This is a genomic window from Acinetobacter larvae (assembly GCF_001704115.1).
In the GTDB taxonomy this organism is placed as follows: Bacteria; Pseudomonadota; Gammaproteobacteria; order Pseudomonadales; family Moraxellaceae; genus Acinetobacter; species Acinetobacter larvae.
On sequence record NZ_CP016895.1, the window covers coordinates 3,643,953 to 3,660,994 of the forward strand.

The 17,042-nt window shown below is 38.6% G+C and carries 13 protein-coding genes; 6 read left to right on the forward strand and 7 right to left on the reverse strand.

The window, feature by feature from the left end; translation table 11 throughout:
• Positions 1–189 precede the first annotated feature (189 nt).
• The 6 genes from BFG52_RS16130 to BFG52_RS16155 all read right to left on the reverse strand — a co-directional run bounded on the left by BFG52_RS16130 (position 190) and on the right by BFG52_RS16155 (position 9,031).
• Positions 190–2,688 (reverse strand): TonB-dependent siderophore receptor, encoded by a 2,499-nt coding sequence (locus BFG52_RS16130; RefSeq protein ID WP_169817574.1) that lies wholly within the window; start codon positions 2,686–2,688, stop codon positions 190–192.
• Between the two features lie 100 nt (positions 2,689–2,788).
• Entirely contained in the window at positions 2,789–3,796 is a 1,008-nt protein-coding gene (locus BFG52_RS16135) for a FecR family protein (RefSeq protein WP_067558669.1), read from the reverse strand.
• A gap of 63 nt (positions 3,797–3,859) precedes the next feature.
• A complete protein-coding gene (locus BFG52_RS16140; RefSeq protein ID WP_157758127.1) occupies positions 3,860–4,345 on the reverse strand; it encodes a sigma-70 family RNA polymerase sigma factor in 486 nt (161 codons plus the stop codon).
• A 193-nt stretch (positions 4,346–4,538) separates the two neighbouring features.
• Positions 4,539–4,853 (reverse strand): DMT family transporter, encoded by a 315-nt coding sequence (locus BFG52_RS16145; protein ID WP_067558677.1) that lies wholly within the window; start codon positions 4,851–4,853, stop codon positions 4,539–4,541.
• Positions 4,854–5,053: 200 nt separating this feature from the next.
• Positions 5,054–7,513 (reverse strand): TonB-dependent receptor, encoded by a 2,460-nt coding sequence (locus BFG52_RS16150; RefSeq protein ID WP_081408778.1) that lies wholly within the window; start codon positions 7,511–7,513, stop codon positions 5,054–5,056.
• A gap of 336 nt (positions 7,514–7,849) precedes the next feature.
• Complete coding sequence (locus BFG52_RS16155; protein WP_228703783.1) at positions 7,850–9,031, reverse strand: ABC transporter substrate-binding protein; 1,182 nt, start codon at positions 9,029–9,031, stop codon at positions 7,850–7,852.
• A gap of 166 nt (positions 9,032–9,197) precedes the next feature.
• Here BFG52_RS16155 and BFG52_RS16160 point away from each other — a divergent pair, with 166 nt between their 5' ends.
• Together BFG52_RS16160 and BFG52_RS16165 are read left to right on the forward strand one after the other, a co-directional pair.
• Complete coding sequence (locus BFG52_RS16160) at positions 9,198–10,001, forward strand: Crp/Fnr family transcriptional regulator (protein ID WP_067558684.1); 804 nt, start codon at positions 9,198–9,200, stop codon at positions 9,999–10,001.
• Between the two features lie 198 nt (positions 10,002–10,199).
• Entirely contained in the window at positions 10,200–11,903 is a 1,704-nt protein-coding gene (locus tag BFG52_RS16165) for an arylsulfatase (protein WP_067558688.1), read from the forward strand.
• A 93-nt stretch (positions 11,904–11,996) separates the two neighbouring features.
• On the opposite strand, the gene pdxR is transcribed toward BFG52_RS16165, so the two are convergent.
• Entirely contained in the window at positions 11,997–13,463 is a 1,467-nt protein-coding gene (pdxR, locus tag BFG52_RS16170; protein WP_067558693.1) for a MocR-like pyridoxine biosynthesis transcription factor PdxR, read from the reverse strand.
• A gap of 107 nt (positions 13,464–13,570) precedes the next feature.
• On the opposite strand from pdxR, the gene BFG52_RS16175 reads away from it, so the two are divergent.
• The 4 genes from BFG52_RS16175 (at position 13,571) to BFG52_RS16190 (ending at position 17,022) form a co-directional block, all read left to right on the forward strand.
• A complete protein-coding gene (locus BFG52_RS16175) occupies positions 13,571–14,353 on the forward strand; it encodes an aldolase (protein ID WP_067558695.1) in 783 nt (260 codons plus the stop codon).
• Positions 14,354–14,356: 3 nt separating this feature from the next.
• A complete protein-coding gene (locus tag BFG52_RS16180; RefSeq protein WP_067558698.1) occupies positions 14,357–15,241 on the forward strand; it encodes a dihydrodipicolinate synthase family protein in 885 nt (294 codons plus the stop codon).
• Positions 15,242–15,348: 107 nt separating this feature from the next.
• A complete protein-coding gene (locus BFG52_RS16185) occupies positions 15,349–15,798 on the forward strand; it encodes a hypothetical protein (protein WP_067558701.1) in 450 nt (149 codons plus the stop codon).
• A gap of 210 nt (positions 15,799–16,008) precedes the next feature.
• Complete coding sequence (locus tag BFG52_RS16190) at positions 16,009–17,022, forward strand: OmpA family protein (RefSeq protein WP_067558704.1); 1,014 nt, start codon at positions 16,009–16,011, stop codon at positions 17,020–17,022.
• Positions 17,023–17,042 lie beyond the last annotated feature (20 nt).

The window sequence follows — 17,042 nt, forward strand, 5'->3', positions numbered from 1 at the left end:
GAAAATTGAGTGTTTTTTACACTTTGATAACATTTTAAAATTTCTGTAAAAAACGATTTCTGCCAAAGTGCAATATTGTGGAAAATTATTTTAAGTCTTTTAAATGTATGATTTTATGCTTCATGAATTGCTTCACCCCTCTCTCAAATAGAAACGCGCACTATCGTGAATTGATAATGCGCGTTTAATTTAAAACTGCGTCTTAATAGAAAATGCCACTGTTCTTGGATCACCTAAATATTCTTTTTTCCCCCAATATGTTTTATTGGTTAAATTACTGACATTAAGATTAAAAGTCGTTGGATAACCGCCAATATTGCTACGATAGCGCAGCCCCATATCAACTAAAGTATAGGCTGGTAAAATATCAGTATTGGCACTATCAGCATATTTTTTCCCAGTATAATATGCGCCGGCAGTGATGGCTAAACCATCAAGCCATGGCAACTGATATTCAGTATATATTTTTGCCATTCTCTCTGCAGCTTCAGTCGGTTTGTTTCCTTCAATTTGAGCATCACTTGCTTTTTTAACATCTAAATCCATGATAGTACCGCCAGCCACTATCACCCAACGATCGCTTAGTTTCCCTGTAATACCAAGTTCTAAACCTTGATGAATTTGTTGACCATCTTGGCTATAGTTAATTTTTCCATTACTTGCTTGACCTTCAAACCAATTGGCTTTTTCAATTCTAAATAATGCAGAGGTCAATAATAATTTGTCATTCAATAAACTAAGTTTCGCACCAAGTTCATACTGTTTACTTTTATATGGATCTAATAATTTACCCGGATCATTATAATTCGGATCATTGGGTACTTGATCACCTTGTTCTAGATTTTCAATATAGGTGATATAGCTAGTAACATTTTCATATGGCTTATAAATAATAGACATCGTGGGAGTTAACTCAGATTTCTTATATGTATAAGATGATGGATAAAATGTACTATTAATCGTCGCATAGTTTGCACCTAATAATGCACTCCATTGCGAGTTAAATACAATATCGTCACCCATTAGTATATTTCTAAATTCAAGCTTATTTCTGGCTTTTAAAGGTTCTTGCCCATAACTCCCAATATTATTCCAGTTTGGTTCTGGCACATCTTTCAGCTCATTCAAAGGAATATCTTGATTAAAATCCAATTCTAACCAGTTGTCTGCGCGACGATAATATTTAGATCGCTCTAATGAATAACCTACCGTTAAATTATGTTGTATGGATGCTGTTGCAAATTCAGAATCTAGATAAATACTACCACCTGCAGATTTTGTTTCTTGCCAAGCATTTTTAGTGATTGATGAACCCTTCCAATAATTAATCGCATCAATGCTCACCATTCCATTATCTTTTAAAACAATACTGGTATTATCTCCACGATGTTTCATTTTTTCATAAGATAAATTTGTTCTTAAAGATAGATTGTCATTAATTTTCCACTTGCTATGGTTTTCGATAATATCTGATTTTACTTGATTTTCTACCCAGCTTGGCGAATAGCTTTTATTCTTTTTAATTACTGAACGATCAACTATTGAGTTAAATACGGTATTCCCACCCTGTTCAAAAGCATCTTTATGCGCATATTTAATATCTGTATAAAAGCGATCACTTAGCTTCCAGTCGAGCACCAAACTGATACCTTTTTGTTCGATATCAACTTTCGACGGGTTTTCTCCATTCTGATAGAGCACATTGATTCGATAACCAAAAATATTCTCTTGATCAAATTGACCGCCTAAATCTAAATGCCCAAAGTAAGAAGATCCTCCATAACTTCCAACGGATAAATTCATTAACTTTTCTAAGGTAGGCTTTTTAGTTATATAGTTAATAGCTCCACCAACTTGCCCACCGCCATATAGGAACCCCGTAGCGCCATTAATAATCTCAACACGGTCAATATCTTGCATCATAGGGCTCGTGGCATAGCCCATAGAATGAGAAACACCATTTACCAAAGTTCTTGGGTTGAATCCTCGAATAACAGGTACATATAAATCACTCGCGACGGATGATCTAGCGGCAGTTTCTTGGGTGGTTGGATTTTTTTTGAAAATTTGATTCATATCTTTCGCAATCGAATTTTCAATTAAATCGCTTGAGATCACACTGACAGAATACGGCGTATCTTTTAAAGCCCGCGCTCCCCATATGCCTACATCTGTTATTTTATTGACCAAATAACCATCTCCAGCATGACCTTGTTTTTCAGCGCTCAATGTAATCACTGGCAAGGTGGCGTCATCAGCGCCAAGCTCAGCCGAGGCAACTTGATTTTTCTGCGCTTGTAATTGAATGGTCTCGAGTTGCACAACGGCATGCGTGCTATTGTTTTGGAGCAACGTATAAGAACCATCTGCACGACGCTGTGCTTTTAATGCTGTACCTTGTAATAACTTCTCAAAAGCTTCAGCAATGCTGTAATCACCCTGTAGCCCTGCCGTTTTTAAACCCTGTAATTTCTGATGATCGACAGTAAGCTGAAGACCCGACTGTAAAGAAAAGGCAATCAAGGCCTGACTCAAATTTCCAGCAGCAATCTGATAATGCTGTTGTGTGCTTTGTGCATAGCCCACCATAGGCAGCGCCAATGTCATTGTTGTCAATATGCCGCATTGGATTGCCAGCACCAACGGCTTGAGTGCGCTGGATTTTTTTCGCCCACTTGTATTCATCATCATCTTCCCAAATTAAATGATCTATACGTTAAGAGACGAATGAAAAGTTTTTGTGCACAAAAAAATTGCGATTTGATGCAAAAAAACTTTTAAAGCCATGTTATGACTTAGATTTTTTATTGAGTCTAATCACATACGGAATCTGTCGGTTAAGCTCTAAATTGAGTTCTTGTGCCAATTGTGCCAATGCGGCATCGACATCTTCCAATGTCAAAGTTGCGGTTACTTTGATGCCCGCTAGGGCTTGACGATCAAAACTGATTTTAGCGACTGAATACATCGCCAAATAATCAAGTAGATCAACCAGTTCTTCTTGTTCTGCAACCAAGATATGTTGCTGCCATGCCTGTTGTAATAACGCGGTATTAATCTGAATCGGCTGCTGTGATTGTATGCCTTTATCATTGATTTCAATACGTTGCCCAGCAATTAATGTGGCTTTATGTTGTGGTTGTTGACGCCCCCACACCGCTGTTTTAGATTCCAACATGGTTACAACCGTACTTTGCCCATCTTGCGTCACAATAAAACGCGTACCCAAGGCCTGTACCGTGCCATGTTGAGTTTGTACCATAAAGGGTCGCTGGGCATCTTTGGCGACATCCACCAAAATATTCCCTTGTAATAACTCAACTATACGTTGCTGCGCATTAAACTTAACATTATAAGCCGTCTTGCCACTCAAACGAATCTGACTTTGATCTGCCAAAGTTTGCTGTTGCCACGACTGCGGTGCATTACGTTGATCCGCGGTCCAATAGCCTAATGGTGCATACTGTAAAGCCAAGAAAGCCGATAAACCCGTAAGTGCCACGATAGCCAACAGCCCTTTATACAAATAATGCGTCTTGTGCTGTGGGCTACGACTGAGCACCTGTTCAAACATGGTTTTGGCATGTTGTGCATCGGGATAATAGTGCTGTAACTGTGCAACATCCCCCAACAAATTTTGCATGCGTTGTATGGCTTGCAGATGGCGCGCATCTTGTGCGAGCCACTGGGCAAAACGTTGCTGACAGTCTGCATCAGGTGCATCATCCATGATGACCAACCATTCTGCTGCCTGTGCAGCAATCTCTTGGTCGGTTGTGTTTGAGACATTCGGCATTATCGTTTCAACATGGTATTTTCAACTTCAACTTATGCGCTCTGATATTACTGCTCACTGATATTACTGCTCTCTGATAATAGCATCACAGTGCTGGATCGCGTGTATCAACGCGCGCTGTACTGTGCCACGTGACAGGTTTAAACGCGCTGCGATCTGTAATTGGGTCAGTTCATCTAAATAACGCAGCAAAAAAATCTGCCGCACTTGCGCATCTAACCCCTCTAACATACTGGCTAAACGCTCTAATAATTCGATGGCACATAAAATATTTTCTGGTGTATTGCAATCACTGTCTTGTTGATGCGTCGCTAGATAATCTAAATAGGCTTGTTCGATATATTTACGACGCGCTTGATCGATAATAATACGTGATGCTGTCTGAGCTAAATAAGACTTAGGATGCTGAATCTGTTCAACCAAATTACTTTTTAATAATTTAACAAAGGTGTCTTGTAATACATCTTCAACATGACTGTTTTGTTGTAAACGATTGCATAGCCATACGTATAACCAAGCATAATGCTCTCGATATAGCCGCTCGAGCATAGTGGTCTTCTCAGTATTACAAGCAAGATTCATTGGTTTTCATCAAAATACCAGCCATTACCTGCCTTATAGTATGATAATGAGAATTGTTTGTATATTGCTTTATACATGGCCGTAGCGCTGGTCAATGGATTATGCCAGCGCGACTTGTTCATAGAGATGCTATAGAGATAGTAAAGGCTATCACAGCCGATTAAGATGATAATTTCATCAAAATCAAACCGCCAACAATGAGTACAGCCGCTAAAATACGCATAGGGCTAACGGCTTCGCCTAAAATTAAAATACCCACCACAAATGCCCCCACCGCACCAATACCAGTCCAGATGGTATAAGCCGTGCCTAAGGCTAATGATTTCATTGAAATAGATAAGAGGGCAAAACTAGCAATCATGGTCACGAGGGTTAAAATGCTATACCCCCAATGGCTAAAACCATTGGATAGTTTCATGCTATAGGCCCAGCATACTTCCAATAAACCGGCAATAATTAATAAGATCCAAGCCATCAGGCTCTCCTTCATCTTAAGAGCCAGGTCGTCCTGGACAAAAAAATTAACCCGTAGGCTGAGGTCGTCCCCACATCATTGTTGTGCAATCTTATAATATATTTTCTAAGAACTAAAATACCAAGATGCTTTTAATCTAATCATGATTTAGCAGATGTTAACCCAGCGACTCAATCAGGAGGCTGGGTTATTTTAGACCATTAGAAAGTCACTTTTAATGTTGCGCCAATGGTTCTTGGTTGCCCTAACGTAGCAAATAAAACCCCATTTTGCCCACTATTGACATTGCTTACATAGCTTTGGTCGGTTAAATTTTGAGCCCAAATAGAAAAGTCGAGTTGATGATCTCCAATATTATAAATAGCACCAATTTTGGCATTTAGTATGCCGTAGGCTTTGATTTTACTCTCTTCGGAATTATCGAGATTGCCATATGCCCAATCTCGCCATGCATAACCCCCAGCTATATAGGGTTGCCAGCTATTTTTAAGTTCAAAATCATAGTGGAAATTTAAGTTTGCAACCCATGCTGGTACACCATAAACACGTTGCCCAGTTAAATCTTGATAATTAATGCCGCTAGGAATCGCTAAAGTAGCTGCGGCGGGCGCACCTTGATATTGCGTATATTTAGCATCATTCCATGAAGCATTTACATTCACCGCTAACCCTTTTATCGGTCTTAATGTTGCATCAATTTCTACCCCGCGGCTACGAACTTTCCCAGCATTGCCAAGAATACTGACTACGCTAGATTCTACTTGTTGCATCCCTGTAGTTTGATAATCTTTAACATCGATCCAAAATACATTGCTATTCAGTTGTAAACGGTTATTCCATAGGGTTTGTTTTAGACCGACCTCATAATTATCGGCTTTTTCTGGATTAACTTTTAAGGAATCGGCTCCAGCAGTGGGTGCCGTGGCGACGGCTAAATTAAATCCACCCGATTTTTCGCCATGTGAATAAGTAGCGTAAAATAAATTGTTGGGGTTGAGTTTATAACTTGCAGTTAATAATCCAGAATAACTGGTATTACTCAGCTTGAGCACCCCAGAATCATAGGCACCGATTTGATTATTGAGAACCGTCTGAAAATCTGTAGGCGTGCCCCCAGTGGGTGCAAGACGATTTACACGCCCTTCTTTATCTTCATAAGTTAATCGAGCTCCTGCAGTGAGATCGATTTGAGCTGTTGCATGCCATGTACCTTGACCAAATATCGCATAACTCTTGCTGTCAACATAACCATAGCCATGACTTTCACGGTTATTTAAAATATTTGCTGTACCATTTTCAATAGCGGGTCTGAGCGCAGCATTATGATATAAGCTAAAGGCATCAGCTTGATTACCATAGATTGTATAACTATGATTTTTTAGGTTTTGCTGAAAATAATAAAGTCCTGTGACCCATTCCCACATATTATTTTTTGCAGAAGATAATCGTAGCTCTTGAGAATACTGTTTATCCTTGACAGAGACACCATTATTTCTAATTGCATCTGCACTGGTATTATCATGATTTGTGGGGGTGAAATTCCAGAAACGATACGCAGAAATAGCTGTGAGTTTCTTGCCACTTTCTAAAATCCAATTTGCTTCTACAGAGCTTCCTCCTTGATCAACTTGCATACGTTTGGGGGAGTCAGATGCAATTTTTAAATCTTTATAAAGTAGATTTGTAGACTCAGCGCCAGCTTGGGCGGTATTGTCTAGATAGCGATTATAATTTTCACCGTATAAAGGGTGATGAAAGCTAGGTCCTATATTATAAAGTAAGGTAGTCCCTTGTTGATCATCTTCTTCATGATAATCCGCTATCCAACGCAGGTTAAATCGATCATTGGGTTGCCATAATAATTGCCCGCGTAGTCCTTGCCGATCAATATCATTGAGTTTAGCACTATGGGGCTGATATATATTTTCAATAAAGCCATCTTGCATGGTTTTATAAAAAGAGAAACGTCCAGCAACTGTTTCTGTTAGTGCATTAGATAAACTCCCCTTTGCTTGGACATAGTTTCTATCGCCAGCAGAAATTTCGACGGTATGGTCTGGGTAAAATGAAGGGGCTTTAGATGTAATATTGAGTAAACCTGCAGTTGTATTTTTACCAAATAAAGTACCTTGTGGACCACGTAATAATTCTAACTGTGCAATATCTAAAATATCGAAAACCGCCATACCGGGTCGTCCTAGATAAACATTATCTAAGTAGATGCCAACACTTGCCTCTAAGCCATCACTTGCAGGATTATTTCCTAAGCCACGAATTGCAATACTGGACTGTCTAGGGTTTTGAAATGCGACATTCAGACTGGGTAATGCTTGTTGTAAGTCTTCTACTCGGCTTAAACGCAGTGATTCTAATGTTTTGGCATTTAGAATACTCATCGGTGTTGGAACATCTTTGGCTTTTTCCTCTCGACGACGCGTTGTTACGACAATCGTTTCTAATTGTTTGATGTCATCAACTGCCACATCTTCAACGTTCACATCTTCAACGTTCACATCTACAATTTTGCTATGATCGATATGACTATGCTGAATCGCCGGTATTTCTGCAACAAGTTGTTTGGATTCATCTGCTGCCAGCAGATATGTTGAAAAAGAAATTGATACACCCATGGTGATCATCATAATTGAACGAGAGAGCATGCTTGATCTTACAAAATGTATTTCTGGCCTCACTTTATCATTCATCATCGTCTCCAAAATATATAAGGTAGAATATATAAAGGTGATTGAGATGATGCCCTTATATATCTTGGAAAGATTATAAAAATATCCTACTATTCAATCTGTCTTTAAAGGTTCAGATTTACTTGTTTATATTGAATTATTTATAATAAATTATGATTTTTATATTTTGCATAAAAATATTCATGAATAGTTATAATAGAAACCTCCGCCTATAGACTCTATTTACAAATCAAAAATATATTTTAGCTTAACCATCACTATGATGAGCAAATTATAAAATCTTCAGCAACATTACTGTGCCTTCCATACATCTTTATAATTTAATTGCTGAATGCTCTTGTTAACAAAACGAGGTTCTGCCCACTGATCTACATTAAAATCAGATTTAATGAGTTGTATTTTAAATGCTGATTGTATGCCAACCTTAAAATGATTTAAATAATAATCATCAAGTAAAGGTGAGTACACTTCATTTAGCGTTATATCTTTAAAACCTAAACGATATAGGTCTTCAGGATAATTTGCATTATTTGCCACCAGATGAATAACCGCATCTCGATGCTGTGCTAAAGACACATGATGGGATGCTTGTACAATGATATTAATGATCCTTTGTACAAGTTCTGGATGTTGTTCAATAAATTCTGATCTTCCAATAAATGCACTTTGTGTTGTGCCAAGTGAACTTTTTGTATCTGCTGAACTAATAGGAATATCGACCAACCCCTTTTGCTGTAAGGCTACCATCGGCAATGCACCCCATGCAGCATCAATTCTTTTTGCCACTAAAGCACTATTCATTGCTGAAAAATCGAGGTTAATCAGTCTAAAATCTTTTTCTGTATATCCATAATAATCCAGCACCTGATTAAATGAGAGCTGTGCTGCGGTACCTTGCCAGACCGCGATACGTTTACCTTTTAAAGCGGCTAAATCGGTATAACCATGGTCAGGTAGTACAGCTAAATATCCATGTATTTTTCGACCAGATGCGAGTAATAAACGAGTATCAATTTTATTTGCTTTGCCAATAATTGCGGCAAAATCACCTAAAAAGGAAAAATCTAATTGATTATTTACTAATGCTTCATTTATTGCCGGTCCTGCGCCTTTAAAAAAACGCCATTCAATTTTAATATTATCTTTCTCAAACTCTTTTTCTAGTAGTTTGTTGAGATAAATATAATCAATTAAAATTGAACCACTACTCGCATTTGCGCCAAAACTCATATCTGGTGTAGCAATCTTTATTACTTCTACATCTTTATCTGAGGTCTGATTACTTTTAGATGTGTTTTTATATTGCAATAAAAAAATTAAAACCAATCCTATAAACATCATGGAGAGTATAATGCTGTATTTTCTATTAAATATATTTAACATAGAACCCTCAATGATTGGCTTTAATTCAGAAATAATAAATTCATCCGTTAATGTGAATGATTTTTTCGATAAATCAGTATTTACTTGCATATAGTGTAGATTTAATAGCATATATTCTGTCTAAAAAGTTACACAAAAAAATTTAAATAAATATATGCTTATATTTTTTTGTTATATTTTTCTGGTTTTTAAAACGATATAATCCATTTCTATTTTATTGTAGATGAGTAATCTAGGGAAAATTTATGGTCGTAAAATGAATGATGAATATTCTATAAGTGCATCACCTAATTCATCTCTTCAGCTGTCATTTCAAGCAGAAGAACTTTTTTCTGGCATCGCACTAAATCATGCATCTCCAAATTATAAGCAAATTGCTAAACAAATTTTAATGCATCATAAATTCATGCAATTCTGCACAGATCAACAAAAAAAACAAATACTCGAAAATATTACAATACAGCAGTTTTATCCAAACCAGATTATTTCTGCTCAATATGAAGATTGTGATTATATTCAACTGGTACTCGAAGGAACGATACGCGTATGTACTTATACACTTGAAGGTAAGCAATATATTAATCGTTTTATTCCAGTAGGCTTACTGAGTAATATCGTACCCTTAGTTACTCGTTGCCAATTTCAACGTCACCAGATTGCGCATGAATTTACCACAGTTGCTAAAATTTCAGGACCAGTATTTTTATCAATTCTGAAAGAGAATGTAGAATTACTTTATTACATTTTTGAGAGTATTTGCCACCGTAGTTTAACTTTTTTTGATGATCATCTTTATCAAAATACTCAGTCATTGCGTATACAACTGGCAAGACAATTGGTTGAGTTATCTAATCTTTTTGCATTACAACTCGAAGATGGTATTAAACTGAAAATTAGACTGTCTCAGGAAAATTTTGCGGATATTTTACAGACTACACGACAACGTATTAACAAAGAGTTTTTATGGTTGGAGCGTGAAAAAATTGCTATTGCCAAATACAATCAAATTCATATTTTAGACTTTAATAGATTGCAGTCATTGACTAAGATTAAAGATTAAATATCTGCTGCCCCAGATTAAAGATATATGCTGTTCATGGTCTTTATTCAGATGCAAAGATTATAAAGCAGTATGATTTTTGAGTTTTTATATCCATAAACCATAAGCATATGGTTTTTACTTCCTTAATGTGTCATAGCATATACAGAGTTTACAGCACGATCTCCTGAAAATAACGTTTTTTAGGAGTTTACATCTATGGCTCATTCACTCGACTCACAGCACCCCAATATACTTTTAATTGTTGCAGATGATTTAGGCTTTTCTGATATTGGTGCATTTGGAGGAGAAATACGAACACCACACGTAGATAAACTTGCTTATGACGGTTTACGTTTTACGAACTTTCATACGGCTTCAACCTGTTCGCCAACACGTGCCATGTTGCTATCTGGAACAGATCATCATCTTGCAGGTTTAGGCACGATGGCTGAAGCAATGACACCAGAGTTACAAGGTAAAGCCGGTTATGAAGGATTTTTAAATGATCGCGTTGCGGCTTTACCAGAGTTACTCGCTGAGGCTGGTTATTATACGGTGATGTCTGGTAAATGGCATTTAGGTCTAAAACCGGAAAATTTTCCACAGAAGCGTGGTTTTGAGCGATCATTTGCATTATTGCCTGGCGCAGCAAATCATTATCTTTTTGAAGCAGATATTCCTGAAGATCAAGAGCCTGAAATTTTTCAAGCAACAAAGGCTAAATTTGCCAAAGCCAATATTCCATTTTCCAAGATTCCACGGTTTTTAAAATTTACACGTGGTATTTATGCTGAAGATGATCAGTTTGTAGAGCAGTTACCTGCTGATTTTTATTCATCAGATTATTTTACTGACCGTTTGTTGGATTATTTAAAGGACGATTCAGCGCGTCAAGGACGCCCATTTTTTGCATACTTAGCATTTTCTGCACCACATTGGCCATTACAAGCTCCTGCTGAAGATATTAAACGTTATCATGGGCAATATGATCTAGGTCCCGAGCATTTACGTCAGCAACGCTTAGAGCGTTTAAAAAAATTGAATTTAGTGGAAGCAACCAGCACAGCGCATCCTATTTTCAGCACCCATTTAACTTGGCAACAGCTTTCTGATCAACAGCGTGCGCACTCTGCCCGAGCGATGGAAATATATGCGGCCATGGTTGATCGTATGGACCAGAATATTGGTCGAGTGATTCATTATTTAGAAGAACAAAATGCCTTAGAAAATACACTTATTATATTTTTATCAGATAATGGTGCTGAAGGTGCGCAATTAGAAGCTTTGCCAGTATTTGGTCCAGATTTGACGCGAGTGATTGCAAAGTATTATGACAATAGTTTAGAAAATCTTGGGCGTGCCAATTCATATGTTTGGTATGGTGACCAATGGGCACAAGCAGCAACCGCACCATCTCGTTTATATAAGGCACATACCAGTGAAGGTGGGATTCGAACAGTGTCTTTTATCCGTTTTCCAGCATTTAAACGTCAAAAACAAATTAGTCATGAGTTTTTGACAGTTATGGATATTTTACCAACGATTTTAGAGACATTAAATATTCAGCATCCAGTCGATCAATATAAAGGAAGAGATTTAGTTCCATTAAGAGGGAAATCATTTTTACCATATTTACAGCAACAACAAGATTATATTCATGACCAAAATCATATTACGGGGTGGGAATTATTTGGTCAAAAAGCTTTACGCAAAGGAGAATGGAAAGCTCTCTTTATTCCAGCACCGAATGGTCCCAATCGATGGCAACTTTATCATTTAAAAACAGATCAGGGTGAAATACACGATTTGGCTGAGCAATATCCTGATAAGTTAAAAGAATTACTCGATGATTGGAAAATTTACGTCAAAGAAAATGGTGTACTTGAAGATATTCCTAATATGCGTACGTTGATTAAGTAGCCGTAGACTAAAACAAGTCAACGCGCATATGACTCAGCAAGCATATCTGCGTTGCTGACTGATCATATGGTGATGGGATCTGTCGTACAACTATTATTCTGCACAAAATGCTTGGTACAAAGCCTGAATTGTTGCTGTCATTTCTTGTTCGGTCAATGCTGCAAAGCCAAAACGGATATAAAAATAGTGCGATTGATCTGCCACGGTCGACCCAAAATCATATTCAGAGTCGATATGCAGTTGTTTTAAAGTTGCTGCAAAATGAGGCTGATAGGCAAAATTAAATTTAACCCACAATGCCATTCCTCCTGCAGGCGTTGCAATATCAACCTGTTGTTGAAAAATTTGTTGAAACATTTGCAGCGCAAAATTACGGCGGCTCTGATAAATTTTACGCATTTTTCGAGTATGCCGTTTGATTTCGCCCTGTTGCATTAATTCGGCAATAGCAAGTTCAGTAATGGCATTGCCCTGTTTGTCAATCAGTAAAATCTGCTGTTGCATGGCTTGAATGATATTGAGATCTGCCACGACGTAACCAACTCTTAAGCTTGGGGCAAACACCTTGGACAGTGAACCGATATGAATAACTTTTTCTGCAGCAGGTAGGCTGATGAGCGGTGGAATAGGACGACTGTCATAATGAAATTCATGGTCATAATCATCTTCGATGATATAAAAATCATGTTTTTGTGCAAGCTCCAACAGTTTAAGTCGTCTGTCCATAGACATCGAAACGGTGCTTGGATACTGGTGATGTGGCGTGGTATACAACGCGCTAATCTTGTGGTGTTGTAGAATGCTCGCGAGGTGGTCTGTATCTAAACCATGTGAATCAAGCCGTACGCGAATGACCTGATAATCATTGGATAAAAAGGTTTCTACGGCTGGTGGATAGGACCATTGCTCCACCACAATCACTTGATGTTGTTGTTTTTTCTTCAGTATACGTGCAGCAAGGAAGATGCCCATCTGACTGCCGCGAACCACACAAATCTGCTCTGTAGAGGCTTGGATAAACCGTTCCATCGACAGCATTTTTGCCAGTGCTTCACGTAATTCTATACTGCCTTGTGCATCACCATAGCCCATGATTTGCTGGCGTGTTACCTGAATCAGGGCATGACGATAGGCACGAGAAAAAAGCTCATAGGGAATCAGCCGTGTATCTGGAATACCATCATTCTGAATATGATTGGCGATAGCAGCACCTGTGCTATGAGTTAAAGATGGCGCGCCGCTAGATCTGGGCAGCGCAGCTGCTTGGCTTGGTGCTGCTTGGTATTGTGCTTTTAAATCAGGCAATTGCTCTGAGACAAAGGTCCCTTGTCTGGCTTTTGAGAGCAACCAGCCCTGCGCTTCTAAGTCCTCATACACAGACTGTACCGTTTTGCGATTAATACCCAGTTCAAGTGCCAGAGTGCGCGAGCCTTGTAAGCGCGTACCTTGTGGTAAACGCCCCGATAAAATGTCTTGAATGATTTGATTGGCAAGCTTTAAAAAAAGCGTTTTCTCGGTACGCTCTGCAAGATGTAATCGTATTTTCCATGGTTGTTGCATTTTATCTGGACCATATAAGTTTTATAAACTGGATATTTTAAACCAGCCACAGATTTCCTATTCTGCCGCTGAACCAATGACAAAGCAACAACGGTAGAGGAGGTTTTATGCAAACCGCACAGCTTGATAAAAAACAACTGATGGAAAATGCTCAGCGCAGCATGCAGCAACTGTTTCAGGATGAAGACTATAGTGATCAGCAAAAACTCGCCTTGACCTGTCGTATTTTATTTGACCATGGTCATGATGCTGGGCTGGCTGGGCAAATCACTAGCCGTAGCGCAAAAGGCAATACGTTTATTACCCAGCGCTTTGGTTTAGGGTTTGATGAAATTACTGCAGCTAATTTATTAGAAGTAGATCAAGACCTTAAGCCTTTAAATGGTGAAGGTATGGCCAATCCAGCCAACCGTTTTCATACTTGGATTTATAAAGAGCATCCTGAGGTGAATTGTATTATTCATACGCATCCGACACATGTGGCCGCATTGTCGATGTTAAGAGTGCCTTTAATTGTTTCACATATGGACACGTGTGCCTTATATGAAGATTGTTCTTTTGTGGAAGATTGGCCAGGCGTACCTGTGGGCAATGAAGAAGGCATTTTTATTTCTGCAGCATTAGGCAAAAATCGTGCAGTTTTATTGTCGCATCATGGGCAGCTGGTCACGGGAAAAACCATTGAAGAAGCATGTAATTTGGCGATTTTAATTGAACGTACTGCGCGTTTACAGCTGTTAGCGATGGCAGCTGGACAAATTCAACAGATTCCTCATGATTTGGCGAAAGAAGCACACGATTGGGTTTCTACGGACAAACGCAATAAGGTCAACTTTGCTTATTATGCGCGTCAGGCTTTACAAAAACATGCAGATTGTATCGAGGGTTAAGTGATGAAATTAGAAGGAATTATTGCTTATCCAGTGACACCATTTAAAGGTGCAGAGCAGGTGCTTGATTTGGAGGCATTGCATATTACGCTCAATGCGTTATTGGAACAGCAATGTGATGCGATTGCCCCATTGGGCAGTGCTGGTGAAAGCGCTTATCTGTCTTGGTCAGAATGGCAAGAGGTGGCAAAAACCAGCATTGCAGTGGTCAACCATCGCGTACCGGTGATCTTGGGTATTTCTGAATTGACCACAAACATGGCCATTCAAAAAGCCAAAAAAGCTGAAGAATTGGGTGCCGATGTGATTATGGTGATGCCTATTTCTTATTGGAAGTTGAGTGATCAGGAAATATATGAGTATTATCAGCAGATTGCGGCTGAAACTAGTTTACCGATCATGGTTTATAATAACCCAGCGACCAGTGGCGTGGACATGTCCCCTGAACTGATCAGTAGAATGTTCCAAGAAATTGATAATATTTGTATGGTCAAAGACAGTACCGGTGATATTCAGCGTATGCATAAATTTTATGAGCTGAATCATGGTGAATTACCATTTTACAATGGTTGTAACCCGCTGGCATTGGAAGCTTTTTGTGCTGGAGCGAGTGGCTGGTGTACAGTTGCACCGAATCTGTTGGGTAAATTACCCAGCCAACTTTATCAAGCCGTGATGACGGGTGATTTAGAACAAGCTCAGGCATTGTTTTATAAACAGCTTCCAGTATTACGTTTTATTGTACAAGGTGGCTTACCCAAAACCATTAAAGCGGGTCTAAATAGCATGGGCTTTGCTGTAGGAAATCCGCGTAAACCTTTACAAAAAGCCAGCCCTGCTCAGCTAGAGCAGTTGCAAGCATTAATAAAATCTGCCACAACGGCTTAACCGGTGCGACAACTGCTATGGAGGCTTATTGACATCGATATAGCAGTTGTTGTTTTAATCTAAATGCTGTTGCATATCATCAATAATGATAAGACAAGGGAAGGTTGATGCTAAATATCGCGACCCAATGGGCAATTGTTTGCAGTGGTATATTTTTATGGGTGGGTATGCTGACCGGTGTTTGGAAGTATATTCAAATCAGCAAAAGCGAACGCGCGCGCGCGCATTATTATGTCGATATTGCCCATCGCAGTAGCTTATTATATGCCGCAGCGTGCTTAATACTGGCAGCACTCAGTCAATTTAGCGTGCTAAGTGATGCTATGGCATTGCTATGTGTTTTATGCAATATATTCTTTTTTAGTAGTGCGGTTTTGCTTTATATCGTACATGGCTTTTTACAAGATACCAGCAATCAATATAAACAGCCGCATCGTTTAGGTACTTGGATCTTGCCAGCTTGGTGTTTGCGCTTGGCAATGTATGCGTTGATTATAGTTGAACTCGGTGCGACAGCCATTTTACTGCTGGGGACGATATTATGTTTTCTCACTTAAGATCATAAACAGACTAAAACAACAGCATATATGCGCTGACAGGCTTTGGTTTGTTGCTCGATATTTTTTTGCTCGATATCTCGATATATTGTTTTGTATTGAGTATAAAAATACTGGCAAAGAGATAATGTTATTGACTACAAGTTAATTTAAACTCAGCATCATACATTGGACATTATATGACTTTGGTCAATCTGGGGTAAGGGAAGGATGTTGAACAAAAAATTAAATTTTATGATGGCCATCAGCATGATGGGGTTAATGGCTTGTACCAAGTCGAATCAAACAGAACAACATACTACAACTGAAGCCAGTGCGGTTCATGCGGCTTCTGCCACAGAAACGACAGATGCTCATACTGAACAGTTTGATCTTGCAAAATTACCTGTTTCAGATATTGCTTTGGGGGAATTTCCTTATATTAGTCTACCCGATGGCTATGCTTTTCATGACCAAGTAACGCTTAACTTTGAAAAGACACCTTTTTGGACAGGTCAAGATATAACCTTTGTTGAAGGGCGATTATTGAGCGCCCAAATCCGCCAACAAGACAATAATACAGCAGGGAGTTTCTTGGCATTACAGCGTAATTTAGAAAGCGTTATTCAGCAATTGGGGGGTCAACGCATTAGCCATAGTAAAATTTCTGCACAAGCTCTGGAAAAAATTCCTGAACAATTTAAAGTTAATTATGTTGCAGGTCTAGGTGATATTTATAATAACCCGACGGAAACCTTTGTCATTAGACAAAAAGATAAAAATATTTGGTATCAGCTGACGCAATCTGGCAATCATGCAGGGTTATTGGTGGCACAGACTGAAGCGCTACAGATTACAGCCAAGATCTTGAGCTCTAATCAATTAAAAACCGCATTAGATCAGGATCAGAAAGTCAATATTCAGGTTAATTTTGAAACTGACAAAGCCGATATTATGCCAGATTCGCAAGCACAAATTGAACAAGTGATTCAATTATTAGAAGATAATCCAGAGCTGAAACTTAAGATTCATGGTCATACTGATCATTCGGGAGATCAACAACATAATCAGGTGTTATCTGAAAAACGCGCACAAGCGATTGTGCAGGCATTAACAACAGGTCATAACATCAATCCCAATAGATTATTAGCCAAAGGCTTCGGTGATACTCAACCTCTAGCAGATAATACCACTGCAGATGGTAAATTTCTCAATCGTCGAGTTGAGTTAATCAAGGCGAATTAAATCCAATTCTCTAAAACATT

Coding starts and splice junctions, on each gene's coding strand:
- BFG52_RS16130 (WP_169817574.1), bottom strand. CDS start 2,688: ATGATGAATACAAGTGGGCGAAAAAAATCCAGCGCACTCAAGCCGTTG.
- BFG52_RS16135 (WP_067558669.1), bottom strand. CDS start 3,796: ATGCCGAATGTCTCAAACACAACCGACCAAGAGATTGCTGCACAGGCA.
- BFG52_RS16140 (WP_157758127.1), bottom strand. CDS start 4,345: ATGCTCGAGCGGCTATATCGAGAGCATTATGCTTGGTTATACGTATGG.
- BFG52_RS16145 (WP_067558677.1), bottom strand. CDS start 4,853: ATGGCTTGGATCTTATTAATTATTGCCGGTTTATTGGAAGTATGCTGG.
- BFG52_RS16150 (WP_081408778.1), bottom strand. CDS start 7,513: ATGCTCTCTCGTTCAATTATGATGATCACCATGGGTGTATCAATTTCT.
- BFG52_RS16155 (WP_228703783.1), bottom strand. CDS start 9,031: ATGCAAGTAAATACTGATTTATCGAAAAAATCATTCACATTAACGGAT.
- BFG52_RS16160 (WP_067558684.1), top strand. CDS start 9,198: ATGAATGATGAATATTCTATAAGTGCATCACCTAATTCATCTCTTCAG.
- BFG52_RS16165 (WP_067558688.1), top strand. CDS start 10,200: ATGGCTCATTCACTCGACTCACAGCACCCCAATATACTTTTAATTGTT.
- pdxR (WP_067558693.1), bottom strand. CDS start 13,463: ATGCAACAACCATGGAAAATACGATTACATCTTGCAGAGCGTACCGAG.
- BFG52_RS16175 (WP_067558695.1), top strand. CDS start 13,571: ATGCAAACCGCACAGCTTGATAAAAAACAACTGATGGAAAATGCTCAG.
- BFG52_RS16180 (WP_067558698.1), top strand. CDS start 14,357: ATGAAATTAGAAGGAATTATTGCTTATCCAGTGACACCATTTAAAGGT.
- BFG52_RS16185 (WP_067558701.1), top strand. CDS start 15,349: ATGCTAAATATCGCGACCCAATGGGCAATTGTTTGCAGTGGTATATTT.
- BFG52_RS16190 (WP_067558704.1), top strand. CDS start 16,009: ATGTTGAACAAAAAATTAAATTTTATGATGGCCATCAGCATGATGGGG.